This is a genomic window from Paenibacillus faecis (genome assembly GCF_008084145.1).
Taxonomy (GTDB): Bacteria; Bacillota; Bacilli; order Paenibacillales; family Paenibacillaceae; genus Fontibacillus; species Fontibacillus faecis.
The window spans coordinates 788,668-813,647 of the sequence record NZ_VSDO01000003.1 but is presented as its reverse complement, the minus strand read 5'-3'; the positions used below and the strand labels follow the sequence as shown (position 1 = coordinate 813,647).

The following is a 24,980-nucleotide window of genomic DNA, read 5'->3' as shown; positions in this document are numbered from 1 at the left end:
TACTACTATGGTGCGAGTTTAGACTCGTTCCTTGCTCCCAAATTTAACAGGTTGGGGGCCATAGTCCACAAGGAGGTGAACCAGATGCGCAAATATGAAGTGATGTACATTATTCGTCCTGACGTTGAACAAGAAGCTGTTCAAGCTACAGTCGAAAAATTCCAAGGCATCATCCAAAACGGCGGAGAAATTACGAAGCATGATGTAATGGGCAAACGCCGGCTTGCGTATGAGATTAACAAGATCCGTGACGGAATTTACGTGCTCGTAAATTTCACAGCTACTCCAGAGGTAGTTGCTGAGCTTGAGCGGATTCTGAAGATTTCCGACGAGGTTATCCGTTATCTCATTACTAAAGACGTTGCCTAATTGCAAGTTTCGTATTGAACAAGCCCGAAGGAGGGGATTGGATTGTTGAACCGTGTCATTCTGATCGGACGTCTTACCCGGGATCCGGAGCTGCGCTATACGCCATCGGGTGTGGCGGTCACCCAGTTCACGATTGCCGTGGACAGACCTTTTACATCGCAAGGCGGAGAGCGCGAGGCCGATTTCATTCCAGTCGTAACCTGGAGACAGCTTGCCGAAACCTGTGCCAATTACTTGCGCAAAGGACGGTTGACGGCTGTGGAAGGACGCATCCAAGTACGGAATTACGAGAATAACGAAGGTAAACGTGTTTACGTCACCGAAGTCATTGCCGATAATGTCCGTTTCTTGGAGTCGAACCGCGAGGGCGGATCGGGCGGCGGAGGACAGCGTGAGGAGTCTCCATTTGGAGGCGGTGGCGGCAATGCCGGACGCAGCAACAACTTCTCGCGGGACAATCAGAAGGATCCTTTCTCCGATGACGGGAAACCGATCGATATTTCGGATGACGATTTGCCATTTTAATTACGGAAAGGACTGAAAAGCATGAGCTTCAAGCAAAGAGAAGGCGGAGACGACAAGAGACCGGCTCGCCGCGGCGGCCGTAACAAACGTCGTAAAGTGTGCTACTTCACTGTGAACAAAATTACTCACATTGACTATAAAGATACTGAGCTGCTGAAGAAATTCATCAGTGAGCGCGGTAAAATTTTGCCTCGCCGTGTAACGGGTACGAGCGCAAAATACCAACGTCTGCTGACAGTAGCGATCAAACGCTCCCGTCAAATCGCATTGCTTCCGTACACAACGGAGTAATCGAACCAGACGCCAAGAACAGCCGGTTCCTTCGGGGATCGGCTGTTTTTTTGCGTTCCTTTATTGAAAACTGGAAACAAAAAAACTTAAAAATCGACATCATTCCAAGTTGATCCGAGGCGAATTAAGTAGAATCATGTTAGATTATACAATCATATGTCGAAAATTTATAACATAGTAGGTGATAAATAGTTACATTTATGTGCTGTATAGCGCCTTAAAATATTAAATCCATCCTTTGACTCTGTAAAATTTGGCTAAAAAAATGCTTGACGTTAGATATATTCACATGTATTATGATCAATAATTCAAATACAGTTTTTCCTCTTTCTTCTAATGCATCGGCTTGCATATTAATTAACCGCAGGTTTATACCACGCCAATTATGTCATATCTTGATATAAATCAAATCAAACCGCTTCGCTTCTTTAATGAATCATAATGAGGATCACTTCATAGTACATATGGATAAACCGGTAATAGAGTCCTCACTCCATGGCTGATTACACCCGTATCGGAAAATCGTTTACCAGCTAAAATTCTATCAGTAATAATTTTCACAAACTATAGATGAAATTATTCATGAGGAGGAGTAAACGTATGAGAAAGAAATCGTGGGGGTTATTGGTTCTATTGCTGGTATTTTCACTCGTGCTCGGAGCTTGCAGCGGCGGCGGAGGAGGCAACACCGCAACGACGACGCCGGGCAACGAGGAGGGGAACAAAACGGAGAGCAAAGGCGAGAATGCGACTCCTCCCGCGGAGGCGGCTCCAGAGGGTGTGATCGAAGCGGTCGATATGTCATTAAATCCGCCGGCGGCAGTCAATCGTAAGGATACCTTGATTGTGGGGATGACCGATCCCAAAGGGGTGTTCAACCCGCTGTTTAGAGAAACCACTTATGACGCTTACGTCTGCTATGTGCTTTTCGACTCCTTTATTGAAGTGGCCGCCGACGGAACGTATACGAACAGTCTGGCGGAGAAAGTCGACGTATCGGAAGACGGCCTGAAATATACGTATCATTTGAAGCCTGGTGTAACGTTTACCGATGGCAAGCCGATGACCGTAAAAGACTACTATTTCACCCTCAAAACGCTGCTTGACGCGAGTTATGATGGTCAATCGGATCCGATGAGCTACAACATCGTCGGTGCCAAGGAGTATCACGAAGGCAAAGCCAAAGAAATTTCGGGCGTAAAAATTATCGACGATCATACAGTGGAAGTGTCCATCACGGAATTCTCCGCCCTGACGCCGGTAGAGCTTGGGAACATTTTCATCTTGCCGGAACACTATTACGGACCGAGCTATAAGCAGGGCAATCTCGACGGGGTAAAAGCACTGAACTCCAAGCCGCTTGGAAGCGGACAATATAAATTGACCAAGTACAGCCCGGGTCAGGAGGTCGTTTTTGAAGCCAACGAGAACTATTTCCGCGGAGCGCCCAAGGTCAAAAACGTTATCTTCAAGACGACGACGGAAACGACGAACCTGCCGATGCTGCAGCAGGGCGAAACCGATATGGATGAAGGGATCAGCGTATCGGAGGACAATGTCGAGGCCTTGAAAGAAATGGGCTTTGTTGATATCAACCTACTGCCGAACAACGGTTATGGATATATCGCATTTAACCACAAATTGAAGAAGTTCCAGGATGTCAAGGTTCGCCAGGCACTGGTGTACGGTTTGAACCGGAAGGAAATTGTAGCCGGGATCTACGGTCCGTATGCCGATGTCATCAACATTCCGGAGTCGACGGTATCATGGGCGCATACAAAGGAAAATATCGAAACCTATGATTTCGATTTGGAAAAGGCCAAACAGATGCTGGATGAGGCCGGTTGGAAAGTGGGAAGCAGCGGGATCCGCGAAAAAGACGGCGAGAAATTCAAAATCAATTTCTCGGCCACGGCGGATAATCCTGTGGTAGACGCTTTGCTGCCGATTATGACGCAAAACTATAAGGAACTGGGCATTGAAGTGGTGGCGGAAACTTTGGATTTCAACGCTATTATGGATAAGGCCAATACCGGGGATTTCGATATGTTCTTCGCCGCATGGGGATTGACGCCGGATCCGGACAACACGGTGTACATTACGAATGGGGCCCAGAACGACATCGGCTATTCCAACGCCAAAGTCGATGAGTTGATGGCCAAAGGCAAGAAAACGCTCGATATCGAAGAACGCAAAAAAATCTATAAAGAAATGTATCAAGAAATGAACAAGGATGTTCCAGTCATTCTGCTATATCAAAGAAAGAATATGCTGGCGGTGAACGGACGCGTTGAGGGTTTCGACTTCTCCCCTTATAAATACTTCGCATACAGCTTGTATCAAGTAGAGATGCAGTAAGCCAATAAGCGAATGTACCCGGAAATCATGATTTCCGGGTACGCTCGCACTCTTTTACCAGGGGGAAAAGGTATGAAAACGTATATTGTCCGAAGACTCTTGCAAATGATCCCCACGTTGATCGGTATTTCTATTATTATCTACGCCATTTCCGCCTTGGTTCCGGGCGATTACATAACGGCGCTGAACAATCCGAACATGACGCAGGAGAGGGCGGACGAGTTGAGAGCCATCTATGGCTTGGACCAACCCGAATATCTAAGGTATTTTACCTGGGTCAAGAATATGATGCTCGGCAACATGGGGGAATCCTTCCAGCATAAAAAACCGGTGATGGAGGTCGTACAGGATTATGTATGGAACTCCTTTATTATCGCCTTCGCCACACTCGTTCTCAGTTGGACCATAGCCGTGTTTACGGGGGTCTTTTCTGCAAAATTTCAGTATTCTTTCTTTGACAAAGTTATTACGTTGATCGTCTTTATATGCATGTCATTGCCGTCATTTTTTATCGGACTTTTATTGATACGGATATTTGCGCTGATACTCGGGTGGTTTCCCGTCGGCGGAATGGTCACGGCCGGGTCGAAGGCCATGGGATGGGACCACATTATGGATGTGCTGCATCACAGTTTTCTTCCGATTCTGGTGCTTACGATGCTCAGCACCGGAAGCCTGACCCGTTATTTTCGCACCAGTATGCTCGAGGTGATTCGCCAGGATTATATCCGGACGGCACGCGCCAAGGGACTGAAGGAAAGAACGGTTATTTTCAAGCATGCCCTGCGCAATGCCATGATTCCGGCAATCACGCTGCTTGGCTTCGAGCTCCCCGGTTTGTTTGCCGGTGCCATGATTACGGAGCAAATTTTTGTCTGGCCGGGCATCGGCCATATCTATTTAAATGCGATTCATATGCGGGATTATCCTTTTATGCTGGGATTCACCATGTTCTTATCCGTGCTAACGCTCCTGGGGAACTTGCTCTCGGATGTGCTATACGGGATGGCTGATCCGCGAATTCGCTTGAAGTAGGAGGAGAAGGTATGGCCACAGAAATCGCTACAATGAAGAAGAATACGGGTGGTCCGGCCATGACATCGGAATCGCCTTGGCGAATGGCGGTACGCCGGTTTAACCGAAACAAGCTGGCCTTGGGCGGGCTGATCATCTTAGTGCTGATGTTCCTGATTTGTTTTCTCGGCCCCTTCTTTTCACCGTATAACTTGTATGACTATTCCCTGGTCGATAAAAATTTGCCTCCGTCCCCCAAGCATTGGTTCGGCACCGATAAGCTGGGCCGGGACATTCTGCTCCGCGTGATGCTGGCTGGCCGAATTTCGCTTCTGGTGGGGATTGTCGCCACCGTCATCACCGTGGTGATCGGCGGGACTTTGGGCGCCCTGGCCGGCTTTTACCGGAAGAGCGTCGACACGATCATTATGAGAATCGCCGATATCTTCCTGTCCCTGCCGACTCTGCCGATTTTGATCATCTTGGGCGCGGTGATGTCGGATTTAAAAGTATCTCCCGGCTCGCGCATCTATTTCCTAATGTTCATCATTGGAGCGTTAAGCTGGACGACATTAGCGCGGCTTGTCAGAGGTCAGATTTTGACGCTGCGGGAACAAGAATTTATGTTGGCCACCGAGGCGCTGGGACTGAAGGACCGCCGAAAAATTTTCCGCCATCTTCTCCCGAATACGGTGCCGATTATTATCGTAACGGCGACTTTGAGCGTGGCGAGTGCGATATTGTATGAATCGTCGATGAGCTTTTTGGGGCTCGGGGTTGTGCCGCCGACCCCATCCTGGGGCAATTTGATTGCGGACGCCAACAACTTAATTGACTTCCGGAAGCGCCCTTGGCTTTGGATTCCTCCGGGCATGTGTATTCTGATTACGACCGTGGCGATCAATCTCATCGGTGACGGGCTGCGGGACGCCCTGGATCCCAAAATGAAGAGATAACGTTCGGAACCCATAGAAGGAGATGCGATTATGGCTAAAGATCTTGTGCAATTCCGCAATCTGGAGACCCATTTTCACACTTCGGCAGGCGTTGTTAAGGCCGTCGATAAAATCAGCTTTTCTATCCGCGAGGGGGAAACGGTAGGAGTTGTAGGAGAATCGGGCTGTGGCAAGAGCGTGACCGCTATGTCGCTGATGCGATTGGTGGAAGGCCCGCATGGTGTCATCGCCGGTGGAGAAATCCTCTATGAGGGTAAAGACTTGCTTAAATTAAGCAAACGGGAAATGTCCCGGATCCGGGGGAAGGATATATCCATCATATTTCAGGAACCGATGACTTCACTGAACCCGGTACTGACGATCGGCGATCAGATTACGGAACCGTTGATGATGCATTTGCTGCTAAGCCGCAAGGAAGCCAGGCAGCGCGCGATCGAATTGATTGAGCTTGTCGGGATTCCGCGGGCCGAGCAGATCTATGAGGCCTATCCGCACGAGCTGAGCGGCGGAATGCGCCAGCGCATTATGATTGCCATCGCCTTAAGCTGCAATCCGAAGCTGTTGATAGCCGACGAACCTACAACGGCACTGGATGTGACGATTCAGGCGCAGATCCTTGATTTGATGCGGGAAATCAAACGGAAGCTGGGAACGGCCATTATGTTGATTACCCATGATCTTGGCGTGGTCGCGGAGATGGCCGACTACGTCATCGTGATGTATGCCGGGAAAATCATTGAAGAGGCGCCGGTACTGGAACTGTTCCAAAACCCACAGCATCCGTACACCAAAGGCCTTCTTCAAGCGAAGCCCGTTCTCGGGCAATCTCAGGAACGGCTCTACTCCATTCCCGGTCAGGTGCCCAATCCGATAGAGCTTGAGGACAATTGCCATTTCCATGACCGCTGCGAATTTTGCATGGACATATGCCGACAGCAGCAGCCGCCGTTTCGGGAGCATGGCGAGAAGTTACATAAAACCGCCTGCTGGCTGTACGAGGAAGTGGGGGTGGCACGATGAGCGCATTAATTGAAGTGGAACGGTTAAAGAAGTATTTTCCGATTACCGGCGGGGTGTTTCACCGCACGGTCGGCTACGTGAAGGCGGTGGACGACGTCTCGTTTCATATCGAGCGGGGCGAGTCGTTCGGTCTGGTAGGGGAGTCGGGCTGCGGCAAGAGCACGATCGGCCGAACGCTGCTGCGGCTCAACGATAAGACGAGCGGGCGAGTAGTCTACCGGGGGAAGGAACTGTACGAATTGTCCAAAGAGGAGATGCGGCGGCTGCGGCCTAAACTGCAGATCGTCTTTCAAGACCCGTTCAGCTCGCTTAATCCGCGGATCAAAGTAGGCGAGGCGATCGGCGAAGCCTTGGTGGATCACGGATTGACCAATCGGGCGGAAGTGAAAAGAAAAGTGTTGGACACGATGGAAATTTGCGGGCTGTCCAGCTACCATTACGATCGCTATCCGCATGAGTTTTCCGGCGGACAACGGCAGCGCATCGGTATTGCCCGCGCGTTGATTATGAATCCGGATTTTATTGTCGCCGATGAACCGGTGTCGGCGCTTGATGTTTCCATACAGGCCCAGATTATCAATTTGTTGAGCGATTTAAGAAAAGAAAAGCAGATCACTTATCTTTTTATCTCGCACGATCTCAGTGTGGTGGAACACTTATGTAACCGGGTTGGCGTGATGTATCTCGGTTCTATGGTGGAGCTGGCCAATAAAGAGGAATTGTTCCGAAATCCGTTACATCCCTATACGAAGGCGTTAATGTCGGCCATACCGGTTCCCGATCCTACCGCCAGGAGAGAGCGCATCGTGCTTCAAGGCGATATTCCAAGTCCGGCGAATCCGCCCTCCGGCTGCAAGTTTCATACGCGGTGCCCCATTGCCCGGGATATTTGCAAACAGCAGGTTCCCGAGTACAGGGATGCGGGGAACCAACATTATGTGGCGTGTCATTTTGCTATATAATATAAGAACCGCTTTATCGTTAAATTTGGCAGATCAACCGCCCCTTTCATACGTGCCGATCAAGCAGATGAAGGCTCGCCTCCGACTCAGGAGGTGGGCCTTTTTGGCTGTAAAACCTATGGATACAAAGATGTAAACAGTAACATTGTTGTGCCGAAAAACGTCTATATGGTATAGTACGAAACGGTAGAGTAAATTCGAAAATAAGATTTTGCACTATATAGGAAATAAATGATTCTATTGGAGGCATATGATGAAACGAAGCGATAAAAGGGTAAAAGAAAAAAGGAGACTGGGAAGAAAGCAAAAGTGGCTTATTGCCTTAGCCGTTGTTGTCGTTTTGGGAGCGGGAGCGTATCTTTTCCGGAAGCCGCTGGCGGTCATGGCGTTTGACCTTTTCCTGTCCGGCCAAGTGGAGGAGAAGCTGGAGCGGTCTTACGCTCCGTTGGAAGGCGAGACACCCAAGCCTGTCGTGAAGGAACAGAAGATGGAACCGTTCAGCGCTCTGCTGCTCGGTGTGGATCAGCGGGGCAATGAGCCGGCCCGGTCGGACACCATGATATATGCCGTAGTACGTCCGGAAGAATCACGGGTTCTGCTGGTTTCGATTCCGCGCGATACTTATACGGAGATCGTCGGCAGGGATAAAGAAGATAAAATCAACCACGCATACGCGTTCGGCGGCGCGAAAATGGCCAAAGACACCGTGGAACATTTCCTGGGCAATCCTATCGATTATTATGCGGCCATCAACTTTGAGGGACTACGTCAGGTCGTAGACGAATTGGGCGGCGTCGAACTGCCGATTACCAAGGACATCGTCAACAAGCAAAAGGATCACGAGAAATTCACCATTAAAGCCAACAAGCCGTTGTACAACGGGCAGGAAGCCCTCAATTTCGTCCGTTACCGGGAGGACAGCGATTTTAACCGGACCCGAAGACATCAAGTATTCTTGAATGCCATCGCGAACCGCGTAATGAAGCTGGATCAGGTTTCCAAAGTTCCGGATCTGCTGAACCTGATGGGCGACAATTTTAAAACGGACATGATGCCGAGCCATATTATTGATCTGTCGAAGAAGATTTTGCTGGGCGACGCTCCTTCCATCCAAGGGTTTACAATCATGGGGGAAGGCTTCCGGAAGAATGGCGTATACTATGATGCGGTAAATGAAGAGGATCTCGAGTTTGCCAAAGAAATGATCCAGAACTGGAACGATCCCGAAACGGCGCCGGAACAGCTGATTATGCCGGATGCGCGGGAGAAGGCCAAGGATGCGGCCGCTGACTCCACTAAAACGTCCGGCGGGAAAAACTCGGAAAGCGGAAATAAGAAAACGAACGAATAATCTGATCCATTGGCAATAGCAATCATACATCTTATGAATATTCGGCAGTCCGGTTCCCGGCTGCCGATTTCTCAACCTTTCCTGGAACATTCGCCGGCCTGATCCGTACAAATTAAGGTGACCCGAAGGAAAGGTTATTATTTTGAGGAGGATACGATCCCAATGAATATCGCGTTTTTTTTACTGCCGAAGAATGATGTCGTTAGCGTTACGTTGGACTCCACCCTGCGGCAGACGCTGGAACGTATGGAGTTTCACCGGTATACGGCCGTGCCGATTCTGGGGCGGGATGGGGAGTATGTCGGCACCGTTACGGAGGGCGATCTGCTTTGGTTTATGAAAAATTCGGACGGCAAGGTCAATTTTGAGACCGCTTCAAAATTTCATTTACGGGACGTTCCCCTCAAGATGGATATCCGGCCGGTATCGATCGACGCCGATATGGAAGATTTGATCAACTTGGCCAAAGTACAGAACTTCGTACCGGTGGTGGACGATATGGGCCGGTTTATCGGAATCGTCCGCCGGAGCCAAATTATCGAGTATTGCGAGAAATTTGTGACGCGCAACGTATCAGTACCGAAGGCCTAAACCAGGGAAACGAGGCTTGCTGCTAAAACTTGCTGTGTCCGTTTGCGTCCCTTGCCGGGCTTGCTTTATGCTATAATGATAAATAAAACTTTTTCGGGGAGGGTGGAAGCTGTCGGCCATGCAAAGGGAGATGGATGTAGCGAAGCGCGCTAAAGTGATTGAATGGCTAAAAACCGAGGTAGTCGATCACGTATCCCGTTTATTCAAAGCATTGTGGGAAGGCAGCACGACACGGATAACGGACAGTCTCGCCAGCCTGATTGTCAGCGGTTATATATTGGGACGCAGACTGGGAGTTTCTTATCGGGACCTGGATGAAGCCATCTTGGAGAAGTTGAGAAAACATAAACAGGAGGGGCACCAACTCGAGGACTGGTATCAGGATATATCTGCATTGGAAGAACATATGCGTAAGAGGTGAACCTATTTGAAGCTGCGCTGGACATCCGTGGCCTGGAGCGTCGTGTATCTGCTGCTCCTGCTGTCACTGGCTACTCCGCTTACCGTCGTCACGGCCTTTTTTCTGATTGTGCCGGGCGTTCTGCTGTATACAACCTTATCATTCAAAACGTTCGCGCTGCATGTCGTTCCGGTTTGGCTCATCTGTACTTTGATCTTCGGACCGTTCATGCTGTTGCAGGCGATTTATTTTATCGTTCCCGCCATTGTTATGGGACATTTGTATAAGAAAAGGGCCTCGGCGGTCCGGACGATCCTGTCGGGTGCCGGGACGATTATGGGGATGTTTCTGCTGGTGCTGCTCATCAGCACCGTATTCTTTGACTTCAACCTGGCGACGTCCATTGAAGATATGATCAATACGGCGATGGCCCCGCTGCAAAATATGGCGGACAGCCCGCTCTCCGCGGGGGTCGCCTGGTCCCCGGAATTGAGCACGCAGCTGTCGAATTTAACGGTACGGTTGATTCCGTTCACGATGGTCGTATGCGCCCTGATCATTACGACGATCGCCCACGCGGTGGTTCGCCCGACCTTGGGGAGCATGGGGCATATCGTGCCGAAATTGCCGCCGATTCGCGACTGGCGGTTGCCCCGTTCGCTGATTTGGTATTATTTCGCGGCATTGCTGCTGCAAATGTTTGGCGGCGAAAGCGTGGCCCAGGGCTTTTTGGGGACGATTCTCCTGAATATAACGCCGCTCTTGCAGTTCTTGTTCATGATCCAATCCGCGAGTCTTTTCTTCTTTGTGGCATACCATCGAAAGTGGAATCCGGCGATTCCGGTGCTCCTGGTGGTGGCGATGGTGTTCTTTCCGCCGCTGCGTATTGTCGGGATTCTGGACATCGCTTTCCCGCTGCGTGAGATGCTTACAAGACCAAGACGATAGGGTGAGAAGGCATGCCTAGTTTACTGCAAAAGCGTTGGCACGGCTATCAGACCGTGTGGATGTTCATGCTCCAACTGCTGCTTGTCATATTCATCTCCTACTACAACTGGGTTCTCGGGCTGGTCAGCTTGTGTCTGGTAGGGGTGCTCGCTTACATGATGCTGCAAGCGGAACGGCGCTTTCGCAAGGATCTCGTCAAGTACGTCACGGATTTGACGTATCGGATCAAGCGGGTGGAAGGGGAAGCGGTCGGCCGCTTGCCTTTCGGGATTATCCTGTACAGCGACGATCGGGTTGTCGAATGGCATAATCGTTTTGTCGGCGGAATGTTCGGACGGGAAAGCGTGGTAGGCGTGCCTTTGACGGAACTGCTTCCGCCGCTGCCCCAGCCGCAGACAGCCAAGGAGAAAGAGAAGGACAAGAAGGAACACAAGGCGGGGAAGAACACGGTTGAGGTGATGGCCCACAATCGGTATTACGAATTGACGATCGACCATGACGAGCGGTTGATTTATGTCCACGACATGACGGAGCTCGCGATGCTGCGCGAACGCTATGAGAACGAGCGGGCCGCGCTCGGCATCGTGATGCTCGACAATCTGGACGAGGCCGCGCAGGGGATGGACGACCAGCAGCGCACCGCGCTGATCGCCCGGGTCGCGTCGGCGCTCACGGCGTGGGCGAAGCAGCACCGGATTTATCTGCGGCGGCTCTCCTCCGAGCGTTATCTGATGATGCTGAATCAGAGATCGCTGAACGAACTGGAGCAGAGCCGGTTCGTGATTTTGGACGAGGTCCGCGAGATGACCGCGGACCTGAAGGTGCCGATGACGCTGAGCATCGGCCTGGCCTTCGGCACCGAGCGCTTCAGCGAGCTGGGCGAACTCGCCCAGTCGAGCTTGGATATGGCGCTCGGGCGGGGGGGCGACCAGGCCGCGGTGAAGGCCGGTCAGCGGCTCTCCTTCTACGGCGGCAAGACCGGCGCCGTAGAGAAGCGGACGCGCGTCCGCGCCCGCGTCATCGCGCATGCGCTGCGCGATTTGATGCAGGAGAGCGACCGCGTCATCATCATGGGCCATCAGATGCCCGACCTTGACGTGATCGGCTCCTCCATCGGCGTGATGAAGGCCGCCGATATGTACAAGGTCGAGGCGCACATCGTGCTGGATGGCCCGAACCCCGGCATCGAGCGGCTCATGGAGCGCATCGATAAAGAGGAGGCGTTGGCGCGCCGGTTCATCTCGCCGGAGCAGGCGCTAAGCTTGATGACCCCGCACACGCTCCTGGTGGTCGTCGACACGCACAAAGCGTCGATGACGATGGAGCCGCGGCTCGTGGAAGCCGCTCGGCGGGTGGTGGTCGTCGATCACCACCGCCGCGGCGAGGAGTTTATCAACGACGCCGTGCTCGTCTACCTGGAGCCCTACGCCTCCTCGGCCGGGGAGCTCGTGACCGAGCTGCTGCAGTATATCCATGAGAAGGTGGAGCTCAGCCCGTTGGAGGCGACGACCATTCTGGCGGGGATTACGGTCGATACGAAGCATTTTGCGCTGCACACGGGGTCGCGGACGTTTGAAGCGGCGGCGTTTCTCCGCCGGATGGGCGCGGATACCGCAATGGTGCAGCGCCTGTTGAAGGAAGATCTGCAGGAATACATCGCCAAGGCCGATATTATCAAGCATGCCCGCATGATTCACGGGCATATCGCGCTGGCGGTGGCGGAGCCGAACCGCAGAATTCCGCAGTTGCTGATCGCTCAGGTGGCGGATACGCTGCTGAATATGACGAACGTGCTAGCTTCGTTCGTGATTAGCGAACGGCCCGACGGCCTGATCGGCATCAGCGCCCGTTCGCTCGGGACGATGAACGTGCAGGTGGTCATGGAGCGGCTGGGCGGCGGCGGGCATTTGACGAATGCCGCCACACAGTTGGAAGGCACCCAGGAGGAAGCGGAGAAACGGCTGCTCGCCGTCCTGGATGAAATAGAGAAGGAAGAGGGGTTATTCGAATGAAGGTTATTTTTTTGCAGGATGTTAAGGGTCAAGGGAAAAAAGGGGAAATCAAGAACGTCTCGGAAGGTTACGCACAGAACTTCCTGATCCCGCGCGGGCTGGTTCGTCCGGCGACCGAGGGCAATGTGAAGACGCTGGAGCAGCAAACCGCGGCGGAAGTGAAACGCAAGGAGAAGGAAAAAGAAGAGGCGATCGAGCTCGGCAAAAAGCTGGAGGAAGTCACCGTGACGCTGAAGGCGAAGGCCGGTGAAGGCGGCCGTCTGTTCGGCGCCATCACGAGCAAGCAGGTAGCGGAGGCGCTGGAGAAGACCGGCATCAAGATCGACAAGCGGAAGATCGAAATGCATGAACCGATCCGTACGCTGGGGGTTACGCAGGTTCCGGTGAAGCTTCATCCTGAAGTGAAGTCGACGTTCAAGGTTCAGGTTACGGAGGAGTAACATGAGCGCCGAGCCATTTTTTGACCGGGTTCCCCCGCAAAACCTGGAAGCGGAGCAGGCGGTGCTCGGTGCGATTCTGCTTCAGTCCGAAGCGCTGATTACGGCGATGGAGCGGGTGCGCACCGAGGATTTCTACGACAAGCCCCATCAGCTGATCTTTGAAGCGATGGTGCAGCTCGGCGAGGAAGGGCAGCCGATCGATCTGGTGACCCTGACGGCCCGGCTGCAGGACAAGGGCGAGCTGGAGGAAATCGGCGGCGTCAGCTACCTGGCGAAGCTGGCTCATGCCGTGCCGACGGCGGCGAATGTCGACTACTACGCGCGGATCATCGAAGAGAAATCGATGCTCCGCCGCTTGATCCGTACGGCGACGCAAATCGTCAGCGACGGCTATACCGGGGGCGAGGATGTCTCCGGCATGCTGAGCGACGCCGAGCGGCGCATTCTTGAAATTTCAAACCGGCGGTCCGGCAGCGGCTTTATCGCGATCCGCGACGTGGTCATGGAAGTGTTCGAACGCGTCGAGCAATTGCACCAGAATCGCGGGAATACGACCGGTATTCCTTCCGGCTTCGTCGATTTGGACAAGATGACGGCCGGTTTTCAGCGGAACGATCTGATCATCGTGGCGGCCCGTCCTTCCGTAGGGAAAACCGCCTTTGCGCTCAATATCGCGCAGAACGTGGCGGTCCGCGCCAAGGAAACCGTCGCGATTTTCAGTCTGGAGATGTCCGCCGCCCAGCTGGTACAGCGGATGATCTGCGCCGAGGCGAACCTCGACGCCGGCATCATGCGGACGGGCGATTTCAAGAGCGATGAAGATTGGGCGAAGCTCACCATGGGCATCGCGGCGTTGTCGGAAGCCGAGATTTACATCGATGACACGCCGGGCGTAACGGTGGCCGATATCCGGGCGAAATGCCGGCGGCTGAAGAAAGAGAAGGGGCTTGGGATGATCCTGATCGATTACCTCCAGCTCATTCACGGGCGCGGCAAGCCGGGCGAGAACCGGCAGCAGGAGGTTTCGGAAATCTCCCGGACCCTGAAACAGATCGCGCGGGAGCTGGAAGTGCCGGTCATCGCGTTGTCCCAGCTCAGCCGGGGCGTCGAGCAGCGGCAGGACAAACGCCCGATGATGTCGGACCTTCGGGAATCCGGTTCGATCGAGCAGGATGCCGATATCGTCGCGTTTCTGTACCGGGACGATTACTATAACCAGGAGACGGAGAAGAAGAACATCATCGAGATCATTATCGCGAAACAGCGGAATGGTCCGGTCGGCACCGTCGAACTGGTCTTCTTAAAGAACTTCAACAAGTTCGCCAATTACGAGCGGGCGCATGCGGACGCATTTGCAGGCTGACGGGAGACCGTCAGCCTGTTTTTTTGCTTTTACGCTGCATCAGATAGTAGACAGGCAGTCCCAGCAGGGTGATGCCGATGCCGGTCAAAGAGCGGATCGGGTCGTTCAGGATGGTGCTGGCCAGGATATAGACGCCTCCCGCCATCCCGATCAACGGCGTCAGGGGGTAGAGGGGAACCCGGTATCTTCCGGGCCGGGGTGGCGTCTTTTTGCGCAAAAGGAATACGCCGAACACGCCCATCGTAAAGAAAATCCAAAGGACGAACACCAGCAGATCGGTCAGCGTGTTGAAGGTGCCGGAGAGGATGTAAATGACGGCCAATACGCTCTGCAGGAGCAACGCGTTCGCCGGCGTTTGGAACTTGGGATGGAGACGCGCGAGTGTCCGGGAGAAGGGCAGCTGCCCGTTGGCTCCCATGGACTGCGGTACCCGTGCCGCGGTCATTAAATACCCGTTGAGCGCCCCGAGAATGGAAACGATGATGCCCGCGGTGATAAAGGCGCCGCCGCCGTTTCCGAACAGGGCCTGCGCCGCGTCGGCGCCCGGCGTCGGGGAGTTGACGATGGCTTCATAGGGCAGGGAGCGATAGATCGCGACGTTGAACAGGACATAGACGGCGATGACGAATAAAACGCCTGCGGAGATGACCCGGGGTAACGTTTTGGCTGGGTTACCGATTTCGCCGGCCATATTGGTCACGCCGATCCAGCCGTCATAGGCCCAGAGGGTGCCCAGGATGGCCGCGCCAAATCCGGATCCGGACGCCGCGGCGGCTGACGCCGGAATCCCGGCGAAGCCGGGGGCGGCGCCAGCCGCGAGGCCGAAACCTACAATGCCGATCACCGGAATCAGTTTGCCCGCGGTAGCGATCGTCTGGATGATTCCGCCGTTTTTGGTCGATAGTACGTTCATGAGCAGGATAAAGGCCAGGATGCCAATGGCCAGCCAGGTTTGCTGCCCGTCGCTCATCGGCAGGAAGTACCCGGAATACGTGGCGAAAGCAATGCATAGTGCCGCGACCGAGGCCGGATAGGAGATGATCGTCTGTACCCAACCCAGCAGGAAGCCGAAGACCCCGCCGTACAACTCTCCCAGATAGGTGTAGAGCCCTCCCGATTTCGGGATGGCCGCGGCGATTTCGGCCACGGAGAGAGCCGCCGCCAGGGTGATGACGCCGCCCGCTGCCCAAGCCAGTATGCCCATCCCCGGGGTTCCCGCGTGGCCGAGGACAATCCCGGGCTTCAAAAAGATCCCCGATCCGATGATCATCCCTATGACAAGCGCCAGGGCTTCCATAAAAGTGACCGACTTTTTTAGCGTTCCGCGGCGGCTATTCGTTTCCATGGTTCATTTCCGTCCCTTCCGATTCTCTATTCAGGTTCAAGATCTTGTTGATGCGAAGGATCTGTTTTTGTCCTAGTATAATCGGTGTATTTGCAAAGGACTGTGAGAATGTGAACACCGACGAGGGTAGTATTTTTCAAAGCGGGCCGATTTATTTCTGACGTGTTCCTAACAACCGATAATTCCGAACGTTATTAACTTTTCATATTATAATCGTTCGCTTTTTAATTTGACTTTGAAAAAGGAGACTGGTAAACTGATAGTGCTGCTTTGACGCAGTAAATTAACTTGTTGTGTGAGCCGGTTCATATGAAAATTGTTCAAATACAGGTGCGAGGGCACCGGGCGGGGGAATGTACATGTCAACGGTAGTCGTTGTAGGAACCCAATGGGGAGACGAAGGTAAAGGTAAAATCACGGATTATCTGGCGGAGAGCGCAGATGTGGTGGCCCGTTATCAAGGCGGTAACAACGCCGGTCACACCATTCTTATCGACGGCAAGAAGTACAAACTCAGCCTGATCCCGTCGGGCGTGTTTTATTCGGATAAGAAATGCGTGATCGGAAACGGCATGGTGGTCAATCCGGCCGCACTGATCGAGGAAATCAACTATATTCACGAGAATGGTTTCACGACACAGAATCTGGTCATCAGCGACCGGGCGCATGTTATTATGCCTTACCATATGGTGCTTGACGCGCTGGAAGAAGACCGCAAGGGACCGAACAAAATCGGGACGACCCGTAAAGGGATCGGGCCGGCTTATATGGATAAGGCGGCGCGGACCGGCATCCGGATCGCGGATCTGATGGATGCGGAGGAATTTGAGTTGAAACTCCGCCATTTGATGAAGGAGAAGAACCATGTGATCCAGCAGGTCTATGGTTCCGAACCGTTGGATGTGGAAGAGATTCTGAAGAAGTACCTGGAGTATGCCGAGGTGCTTCGCCCTTATGTCACGGATACTTCGGTCGTGCTGAACGATGCGATCGACGCCAAGAAAAAGGTGCTGTTCGAGGGCGCCCAAGGCGTCATGCTGGATATCGACCAAGGGACGTATCCGTTCGTTACGTCCTCCAATCCGTCGGCGGGCGGCGTCTGCATTGGTTCCGGCGTCGGGCCGTCCAAGATCGACCAGGTGATCGGGGTGGCGAAGTCCTACACGACGCGGGTCGGCGACGGGCCGTTCCCGACCGAGCTGAATGACGAAGTCGGCGACTTTATCCGGGAAACCGGCCACGAGTATGGCACGGTAACCGGCCGGCCGCGCCGCGTCGGCTGGTTCGACAGCGTCGTGGTGCGTCACGCCCGCCGGGTGAGCGGGATCACCGGGCTGTCGTTGAACTCGCTGGACGTGCTGACGGGCCTGAAAACGGTCAAAATCTGCACCGGCTACAAATACCGGGGCGAAGTCATCACGCATTATCCGGCGAGTCTGAAAATGCTGGCCGAATGCGAGGCCGTTTATGAGGAACTGCCGGGCTGGTCCGAGGATATTTCCGGCGCGAAGACGTTGGAAGACTTGCCGGAAACGGCCCGCAACTATGTAAAACGGGTATCGGAGCTGACGGGGATCCCGATCGCGATCTTCTCGGTCGGCCGCAACCGCAGCCAGACGAATCAAGTACTGCCGATTTACGAATAAGCATCCGTACAAAGCATAGCCGCTCACGGGAACAAGAGGTGACTCTTGGCCCGGTGGGCGGCTTTTTTTGCGTGATGATGTTTGGCGGTCGGTGCTTAACTTCTCCGACGAGTTCTGAAGCGCTCCGCACCGCTGGAGAAATAGCGGGAAATGTTCCCGTTAATCGGCTCGAAAAAGGGGCGGTGGTGAAAATAACGGGAAAAGCTCCAGCTAAATGATGTGGATGGATCGAATTTACGGGGAATCGCCTGAATTAGCTCCCTTTTTTCCAGTTAAAGCGGTAGAAACATTCGTTTTATACAAAATTAACGGGAGGAATTCCAGGTGATTCTGCGCCAGGCGACAGGTCCCTATTCTATTTTTGGGTGTTGGAGCCCGGTTTGCGAGGTTACAATTCGCTTCCGCCGTCCATACTGAAAATTAGGAGATTAGGATGACCGGTGATAGAGCCGGCGGCAGAAGGAGGAAGCGTTATGAGATGGATGGGGTGGTTGTTGAGGCTGATTGCCACGGTGGTGGTCGTATGTGCTTTGACGGTTATGACGACGGGGTATGTCGTAAATGCGTATATACAATCGCTGCTGGAGAGTTATCATCTGCCGATCACGGCGGAGGCCCCGAGCCTGGGCAGCGTCGTTAAGGGGATGCTGGGACTTGGCGGCAAGGATCGAGACGAGGAGGCGAAAAAAACGGCGTTGGACGCGGACCCGCAAACACATTCCTCGGCCGGGAGCAAGAACGAGGGCGATAGCAGCGGCCGGACGGGCACGGGCGGAACCGGCACGGGCGCGACGGGGACGGGCGGGACGGCCGGCGCTGGCGCCTCAGGGGCCGCGGGAGCCGCAAGCGACAAGGCGGGCGGAGGCAGCTCGACAGGCGGGGCCAACGCGTCAGGCACTAACGCAGGTGCCAATACAGGCGTCAATGCAGGCGCCGATGCGGGCGTCGGCGCGGACGCGAAGGCGGGGGTCGATGACGCCGGCCAAACGCCGCCGGAAGACGCCTTGTCGGTCATGGGCGGCATTTCGGGCGGCGCGGACGGGCCCGAAGCGACCGGCTCCGGTCAAGCCCCGCAGGTCGTCGTGACACCGGACCAGATGGTGGCGATGAAGGACGAGCTGCCGGCCAAGGAGAAGGAAGAGGTGTTCGCGATGCTGATGGCCAAGCTGCCTCAAGAGGAAATGCAGCGGATCACGGAACTCATGGAAGACGGTCTGACAGAGAAGGAACTGATCGAAATCGAGCAGATTCTGTCCAAACACTTAAACAAAACGGAATATGCCAAAATCATGGATTTGTTAAAGAACGAATAGTCCGCCCGAAACCATGTCAGCGATGCCATTCACAAGATTGTAAAAAATTGGCGAGACCCCCGAAGTCTTAAATAAAGCCAAAAGCCTTGCATGACGCAGGATTTTGGCTTTTTTGCTTTGGTTGAAATCCCTTTGCGGACTGTGTTAAAGTAAACAGTAGCGGAAAAAGGTTAAAATTTTGAAACCTTTTTCTGTCGTAATGAGTCGAAAAGGGAAAAGGAGATCAGCATGAAAGGTTTCAGGGGGATACGTTGGCAGCTGTGGCGCAAGGGCCAGGACCCGGCGCAGACAAATCACGGCCGCCCGGAAAACGATCAGGAGATGTCCGAACATAAAAAGGCTGGGCTATATGCCGCGTTGCGCAGTTCCAAACCGCGGATGATCGCGGTCGGCGCGCTAGCCGCCCTGCTGGTGGCCGGAGGAATCTATACGGCGGGACAGCAGTATGTCAAAGCCAATACGGTGACTTATTATCGGGTTTACGTCGCAGGCAAGGAAATCGGCACGATTGCCGACAAGGCGCAATTACAGGCTCTTTTTGACAAGAAGGAGCAGGAATATAACGAAAAATACCCGCATGTGGAAATGGCGGTACATACCGAAGGAATTACGACGGTGGAAGCGAAGGAGTACAAAGCCCAGGTGGACAGCGAACGGACGCTGAGCAAGCTGGAAGGGATGCTGACCGGCTACGCCAAAGGGGTCGAGTTGAAGGTCGACGGCAAGACGATCGGCATCGTGAAGGATCAGGCTACGGCGGACGCGGTCCTGGAGAAGCTCAAGAGCAAGTTCGCACCGGAGGACAAAACCGTCATGGCGACCGCCCGGTTGGCCGGCAAGGTGAAGAAAACCGGCGGGGCGCAGCAGGCGGCGGCCACCGGCACGGGTAAAACCGCCACCGACGCCGGTAAAACGGGCGGCGTCATTGTGGAATCGGTCGCCATCCAGGAGGACGTCACCACGGCCTCCGTGGAAACCGCTCCGAACAAAGTGATGGATGTGAACAAGGCGGTAGCCCGGATTCTGGAGGGCGATGAAGCCGCGGTGACTTACGCGGTGCGGGAAGGAGATACGATCTCTTCGATCGCGGCCCGTTTTGGCGTCACGCAAAAGGAGCTGTTCAGCAACAACCCGGGCGTTAAGGAGCGCACGCTTCAAATCGGAACCGAGCTGAAGATTAACACCGTGAAGCCGTCCTTGACGGTGAAGACGGTGGAGAAGTTCTCCGAACAGATTGAAATCGAGCCGCAAGTAATCGTTCGGAAGAGCGATAATTTACGCGCCGGAGAAACGAAAGTGATCTCCTTGGGAGCGAGCGGACTCAAGACGATGAAGTACCGTCTTACGAAAGAGAACGGCGAGGTGGTCGGCGAGGAATGGCTGGGCCAGGAGGTCATTACGGAGTCCAAGCCGAAGATCGTGGTTCGCGGCACGAAGGTGGTCGGCCAAGGGAGCGGTGATTTTGCCTGGCCTGTATCGGGCGCGATGTTGAGCAGCAGCTACGGCGAACGATGGGGGAGAACGCATAAGGGCATCGACCTCGTTTCTTCCGACCGAAGCATTCTCGCGGCGGATGAGGGGGTCGTCGTCTTCACGGGCACCAAATCCGGATACGGCAATTGTATTATCATCGATCACAAGAACGGCTACGAGACGCTGTACGGCCATTTGAGCAAGATTAGCGTGAAAGAGGGCCAGGTCGTCGAGAAAGGCACGGAGATCGGCGTGATGGGCAATACGGGGCGTTCTACCGGGACGCATTTGCACTTCGAGATCCATAAAGACGGCAGCGTGCAGAATCCGATGAAATATTTATAAAACAAAAAGACTTGGCCCTGGAGCCAAGTCTTTTTTTGTATTCTATTTTGCCGGCGCAATCTCAATTTCCTGCTGGTCCTTGAGCTGATGCTGCCCGGAGACGATGACCTGTTCGCCTTGCTGGATTCCTTTGGTCACCTCTTGATACATGCCGTTTAACCGTCCCAACTCCACTTGGCGCTTTTCCGCCTTACCGGCGGCGTTCACATAAACGTAGGTGCCGGATTCTTCCCGGACGATCGCGGTGGTCGGAATGGTGAGCACATTCTCCTCGGCCTCTTCGGTGATTCGAAGTTGAACCTTGGCCCCCGGTTTCCAGGCTTGCTTCGCGTTGTCCGTTTGCAATTCCATTGCGTAGGTTCTTTGCTGGGTATCCATAATGTCGGCAAAATAAACGATCTTCGCTTTTTGCAGCACATCCGGCTGGCTGGTGGAGTAGAAGGACAACTCCTTCTTGCCTTTCACCAACTCGGCGTTCTCCTCCGTAATGTTCGCTTTAATCTTCACCGGGTTGATCTGTTGGATCACCCCAACGTTCCCCGGAGATACCGTCATCCCGCTCTTGACGGAGAAATCGGTTAAAATCCCGCTGATTGGAGCTTCCACTCTGTAATTCTCCAGCGTCCGGTTGGCCTCCTGGATCCCGATCTGCGCCAGCTGGATTTGATCCTTCAGCGACTGCTGCGCGTCCGGGTCGTCCGGATTGTTGAACAGCCCGTTTTTCAAGTTTTGCTGGGCCGTCCGCAGCGAAATTTCGGCCTTTTGTTTCTGGAGAAGCACATCGGTCGTATCCAGTTCAAACAGGAGCTCTCCCTTTTTCACCTGATCGCCGCGCTGTTTATATACCTTTTTCACATCGCCGCTGGCTTTGGCGACCACGTCCCGCTGGTCGGAGGCGGCGATTTCCGCCACGACCTCCTGCGGATCGGCGATCGTGCGCAATTCCGCCGCGCTCACTTTCACGGTCGGCTTCTGCGGCACATTGCTTTGAACCAGCGGCTTCGGTTCCTCCGCCTTGGTACAGCCGGCCGCCGTCATAGCGACCATGGCCAGCATCGCACCGCCCAGCATAAGTTTATGCCATGTTCTGCTATTCATCGATTACAACTCCTTTCTTGTTGCCCTTGGCCGGTTTGCCTTCCCGGCGGCGGAACAGTCCGCTCATCCGGTTTTTGAACGATTCGATCAATTCATAAACAATCGGTACGACCACAAGGGTCAGAATCGTGGAGGTGACCAAACCGCCGATGACGACAACGGCCATCCCCTTGGAAATAATCGTGCCTCCCTCGGTCAGTCCGAGCGCAAGCGGCAGCATGGCGATAGCCGTAACCACCGCGGTCATGATGATCGGACGCAGGCGGATCATCCCCGCTTCAACCAAGGCGTGGCGGACCGTATAGCCTTCCTGCCGCAGCTGCTGCGTCCGGTCGATCAGCAGGATCGCGTTGGTGACGACGATCCCGATCAGCATCATGAAGCCGATGAGGGAGGTGATACTTAACGCTTCCCCGGTCAGGAACAGGCCGATCAGGCCCCCGATGACCGCCAGCGGCAGCGAGAACAAGATGGCGAACGGCGCGCTGGTGTTGCCGAAGGAGATGACCATGATCAGGTAGACGATGAAGACGGCGGCCGCCATGGCCACAAACAGCTGCGAGAAGCTCTCGCCGATCTCTTCGCTGACGCCGCCGATTTCGCGTTTCACGCCGTCCGGAAGCGCGACTTCGTCGAGGGCGAGCCCGACTTGGGCGCTGACGCCGCCCTTGTTCTGGCTGTCGATTTTGGCGGTGATCGTGATGACCTGCTCCTGATCATCCCGCTGAACGCTCGAGGCCGCGTTAATAATGTTCAATTCGGCGATCTCTTTCAAATAGACGACCGTGCCGCTGGCGGTATGGAACGGAATATTTCCGAGCTTGGACAAGCTGTTCATATCGGTTTTATCCAACTCCAGCGTAGTGGTATACGTCGTATTGTCCAGCTTCAGCTCGCCGATTTCTTCCTTCATCAGCCAGCTGGAAACCGTCTGCTGCGTGCCCGTGACGCTGAGACCGTACTGTTGGGCTTTGCTCTGATTGACCTCGATCTGCAGCTCCTTTTTGGCGTCGCTAAGCGAGTCTTTGACTTCGCGAAGTTCCGGGAACTCTTTCAGCTTTTCTTTCAGAAGGGCTGAAGCTTCGGTCAGTTTGAGCAAGTCGTCGCCCTTTACCGCGTATTGGAAGTCCACCGTTCCGGTCGAACCGCCTTCCATGGAACGGACATCCAACTCGGAACCGGGAGGAAGCTCCGCCAGCAGAAGTTCCTTGTATGTATCCCTCACCTGTTTGACGTCACTGTCTTCGCTGACCTCCGTGAAGATTTGCGCGGAATAAGACGACGGATCCTTAGATCCCTCATTGAAGCCTACCAGGGATTCGATAAAGGTGAACATCGGGTTCCCTGCGGGATCCTTCGCGTTTTTCAAAATGTCTTCCATATCCTTCACCTTGGCATCCGTTGTTTCAAGGGAAGTTTCATACGGCATTTTGATGACATAATAGAATTCCCGCGGCGCTTCGCTTTCCGGGATCAGCGTCACCGACAGGAACGGAACCGTGCCGATGATGGAGCCAAGGAATAAGACGAAGGCGAGCAGCAGGGTTTTGATGCGGTGGCGCAGCGTCAGCTCCAAAGCGCGACGGTAAAAACGCACCATGAGGCCTTCCCGGTTCTCTTCGTGCTGCTTGATCTTATCTCCCCGCACCAGCAGCTTCGCCAGCATCGGAATGACCGTCAGGGCGACGAGCAGTGAGGCCAGCATCGCCGTAGCGAGCGTGATGGCGAACGGGCGGAACAGTTGGCCGGCCATCCCGCTGACCATGCCGAGGGGCGCGAATACACCGACGGTAGTCAGGGTGGAGGACGTAATGGCGGCGCCAACCTCCATCGTGGCCTTCTTAATGACGGACTCGCCGCGTTCTTCCGCTTTTTGCAAATGGGTGTAGATGTTCTCGATGACGACGATACTGTCGTCGACGACGCGGCCGATCGCGATAAACATCCCGCCCAGTGTCAAAATGTTCAGGGAGATGTTCAAGTAATTCATCACGAGCAGCGTGATCAGAATCGAGAGCGGAATCGAAATCAGAACGATCAGCGTCATCCGCAGGTTCCGCAGAAACAGCAAAATCATCAGCGCCGCGAGCAGGGCACCGGTGAGGCCTTCTTTTAACATGCCGTTAATCGACTTGCTTACCTCTTGAGACGTATCGTAGATGGTCTTGAATTGAATGTTCGGATTTTCCGCCGTCCATTCCTTCATCAGCCGTTCGGTTTCCTTGGAGAAATCGACCGCGTTGGCATCGGGCGTTTTATAAAGCTGAATCCCGATGGCCGGGTTATCGTCCAGACGGGCGATGAAACCGGACTCCGTAACCGACTGGATCGTACCCAACTGCTTCAGACGGACGTGGGTCCCGCTCGGGGTGTTTAATTCCATGTTTTCCAGGGCATAGACGCTGTCCGTTTCACTCTTTACCCGGGCCATCAATTGATTGCCGTCCAGTTCGACGGCTCCGGCCGGAAGGGAGTTGATGTTTTGGCGCAGGTCATTGGAGACTTGCGGAGGCGTCAGCCCATAGGCGGTCAGCTTGTCGGCATCGAGCCGGATGCTGAGCGTCGTTTTGCGCGAACCGATTTCGTCCATATGGTCGTAGCCCGGAATCGATTGCAGCCCGGGTTTGATTTCATTCGCGAACCAATGGTCGAGCTGGGCCTGGCTCATGCCGTTTTCCGCATAAATGGCAAAGTAATACGCCGGTATCGAGGAGTAACCGATGGTGGCTACTTTTGGGGTGCTTGCCGAAGTCGGCAGATTCACTTCCTGCAGCAGGCTTTCGATATCCAGCTTTTTCTTCTCGGGGTCCGATTTCTCGGTCAAGTTGACAATGATGGTGGAAAAATTGTCGCTCGATGTGGATTGGAGCGATTTTACGCCCTCCATGTTGGCGATTTTTTTCTCCAGGGGCTTTGTCACCTGCTCCATTACATCGGTAGGAGACCCCGGGTATTGTGTCGTAATGAACACCATGGGGATGGAGATATCGGGCATGATTTCGGTCTTTAACTGGCCGGCCGCGTACATGCCTCCCCCAAACAGCATTACGATCATAATGATGAGGGCTCCAACATTTTTCATCGAGAAGCTGGTGAGTTTGTTCATGGCAATCCTCCTATCTAAAAGAAGATTACCGGATGAATGTGAACTGAATGTGAA

21 protein-coding genes are annotated in these 24,980 nt (G+C 54.0%); 18 read left to right on the top strand and 3 right to left on the bottom strand.

Translation table 11 applies throughout. The features are described from left to right. Positions 1-84: 84 nt before the first annotated feature. The 15 genes from rpsF to dnaB all read left to right on the top strand — a co-directional run bounded on the left by rpsF (position 85) and on the right by dnaB (position 14,600). The gene (gene rpsF, locus FRY98_RS17050) at positions 85-369 is read left to right on the top strand and encodes a 30S ribosomal protein S6 (protein ID WP_148454100.1); all 285 of its coding nucleotides are present in this window, start codon (positions 85-87) and stop codon (positions 367-369) included. A 42-nt stretch (positions 370-411) separates the two neighbouring features. Continuing rightward, the gene (gene ssb, locus FRY98_RS17045; protein WP_148454098.1) at positions 412-894 is read left to right on the top strand and encodes a single-stranded DNA-binding protein; all 483 of its coding nucleotides are present in this window, start codon (positions 412-414) and stop codon (positions 892-894) included. Positions 895-915: 21 nt separating this feature from the next. Further along, positions 916-1,185, top strand: coding sequence for a 30S ribosomal protein S18 (gene rpsR / locus FRY98_RS17040; protein WP_082207605.1), 270 nt, complete (start codon positions 916-918; stop codon positions 1,183-1,185). A 600-nt stretch (positions 1,186-1,785) separates the two neighbouring features. Then, positions 1,786-3,543, top strand: coding sequence for an ABC transporter substrate-binding protein (locus tag FRY98_RS17035; protein WP_148454096.1), 1,758 nt, complete (start codon positions 1,786-1,788; stop codon positions 3,541-3,543). A 72-nt stretch (positions 3,544-3,615) separates the two neighbouring features. Beyond that, the gene (locus FRY98_RS17030; protein WP_148454094.1) at positions 3,616-4,578 is read left to right on the top strand and encodes an ABC transporter permease; all 963 of its coding nucleotides are present in this window, start codon (positions 3,616-3,618) and stop codon (positions 4,576-4,578) included. Positions 4,579-4,589: 11 nt separating this feature from the next. Further along, on the top strand, positions 4,590-5,513 hold the full coding sequence (gene opp4C, locus FRY98_RS17025) for an oligopeptide ABC transporter permease (protein WP_148454092.1): 924 nt from the start codon (positions 4,590-4,592) through the stop codon (positions 5,511-5,513). A 30-nt stretch (positions 5,514-5,543) separates the two neighbouring features. Next, positions 5,544-6,533 (top strand): ABC transporter ATP-binding protein, encoded by a 990-nt coding sequence (locus FRY98_RS17020; RefSeq protein WP_148454089.1) that lies wholly within the window; start codon positions 5,544-5,546, stop codon positions 6,531-6,533. Then, on the top strand, positions 6,530-7,495 hold the full coding sequence (locus tag FRY98_RS17015; RefSeq protein WP_148454087.1) for an ABC transporter ATP-binding protein: 966 nt from the start codon (positions 6,530-6,532) through the stop codon (positions 7,493-7,495). Before FRY98_RS17020 ends, FRY98_RS17015 begins: the two co-directional genes overlap by 4 nt. 253 nt (positions 7,496-7,748) lie before the next feature. Then, the gene (locus FRY98_RS17010) at positions 7,749-8,846 is read left to right on the top strand and encodes an LCP family protein (RefSeq protein ID WP_373317703.1); all 1,098 of its coding nucleotides are present in this window, start codon (positions 7,749-7,751) and stop codon (positions 8,844-8,846) included. A 162-nt stretch (positions 8,847-9,008) separates the two neighbouring features. Then, positions 9,009-9,437, top strand: a complete 429-nt coding sequence (locus FRY98_RS17005) for a CBS domain-containing protein (protein WP_148454083.1) — start codon at positions 9,009-9,011, stop codon at positions 9,435-9,437. Positions 9,438-9,555: 118 nt separating this feature from the next. Further along, positions 9,556-9,858, top strand: a complete 303-nt coding sequence (locus FRY98_RS17000) for a MazG-like family protein (protein ID WP_211373313.1) — start codon at positions 9,556-9,558, stop codon at positions 9,856-9,858. A 6-nt stretch (positions 9,859-9,864) separates the two neighbouring features. Beyond that, a complete protein-coding gene (locus tag FRY98_RS16995; protein ID WP_148454079.1) occupies positions 9,865-10,785 on the top strand; it encodes a DUF2232 domain-containing protein in 921 nt (306 codons plus the stop codon). A gap of 11 nt (positions 10,786-10,796) precedes the next feature. After that, on the top strand, positions 10,797-12,797 hold the full coding sequence (locus FRY98_RS16990; RefSeq protein ID WP_148454077.1) for a DHH family phosphoesterase: 2,001 nt from the start codon (positions 10,797-10,799) through the stop codon (positions 12,795-12,797). Continuing rightward, positions 12,794-13,237, top strand: a complete 444-nt coding sequence (gene rplI, locus FRY98_RS16985) for a 50S ribosomal protein L9 (RefSeq protein ID WP_148454075.1) — start codon at positions 12,794-12,796, stop codon at positions 13,235-13,237. The genes FRY98_RS16990 and rplI overlap by 4 nt, the downstream gene beginning before the upstream one ends. A 1-nt stretch (position 13,238) precedes the next feature. Next, the gene (gene dnaB / locus FRY98_RS16980; RefSeq protein WP_148454073.1) at positions 13,239-14,600 is read left to right on the top strand and encodes a replicative DNA helicase; all 1,362 of its coding nucleotides are present in this window, start codon (positions 13,239-13,241) and stop codon (positions 14,598-14,600) included. Positions 14,601-14,610: 10 nt separating this feature from the next. On the opposite strand, the gene FRY98_RS16975 is transcribed toward dnaB, so the two are convergent. Then, complete coding sequence (locus FRY98_RS16975) at positions 14,611-15,945, bottom strand: APC family permease (protein WP_148454071.1); 1,335 nt, start codon at positions 15,943-15,945, stop codon at positions 14,611-14,613. Positions 15,946-16,304: 359 nt separating this feature from the next. Here FRY98_RS16975 and FRY98_RS16970 point away from each other — a divergent pair, with 359 nt between their 5' ends. The 3 genes from FRY98_RS16970 (at position 16,305) to FRY98_RS16960 (ending at position 20,722) form a co-directional block, all read left to right on the top strand. Continuing rightward, positions 16,305-17,591, top strand: coding sequence for an adenylosuccinate synthase (locus FRY98_RS16970; protein WP_148454069.1), 1,287 nt, complete (start codon positions 16,305-16,307; stop codon positions 17,589-17,591). Positions 17,592-18,064: 473 nt separating this feature from the next. Continuing rightward, positions 18,065-18,904, top strand: a complete 840-nt coding sequence (locus tag FRY98_RS28670; RefSeq protein ID WP_211373312.1) for a hypothetical protein — start codon at positions 18,065-18,067, stop codon at positions 18,902-18,904. A 228-nt stretch (positions 18,905-19,132) separates the two neighbouring features. Continuing rightward, the gene (locus FRY98_RS16960) at positions 19,133-20,722 is read left to right on the top strand and encodes a peptidoglycan DD-metalloendopeptidase family protein (protein WP_148454067.1); all 1,590 of its coding nucleotides are present in this window, start codon (positions 19,133-19,135) and stop codon (positions 20,720-20,722) included. A gap of 42 nt (positions 20,723-20,764) precedes the next feature. On the opposite strand, the gene FRY98_RS16955 is transcribed toward FRY98_RS16960, so the two are convergent. Beyond that, positions 20,765-21,820: an efflux RND transporter periplasmic adaptor subunit gene (locus FRY98_RS16955; RefSeq protein ID WP_148454065.1), complete on the bottom strand. Its 1,056-nt coding sequence runs from the start codon at positions 21,818-21,820 to the stop codon at positions 20,765-20,767. Beyond that, positions 21,813-24,926 carry an efflux RND transporter permease subunit gene (locus FRY98_RS16950; protein WP_148454063.1) on the bottom strand — a complete coding sequence of 1,038 codons (3,114 nt, stop codon included), beginning with the start codon at positions 24,924-24,926 and terminating at the stop codon, positions 21,813-21,815. Before FRY98_RS16950 ends, FRY98_RS16955 begins: the two co-directional genes overlap by 8 nt. Between the last annotated feature and the right edge of the window lie 54 nt (positions 24,927-24,980).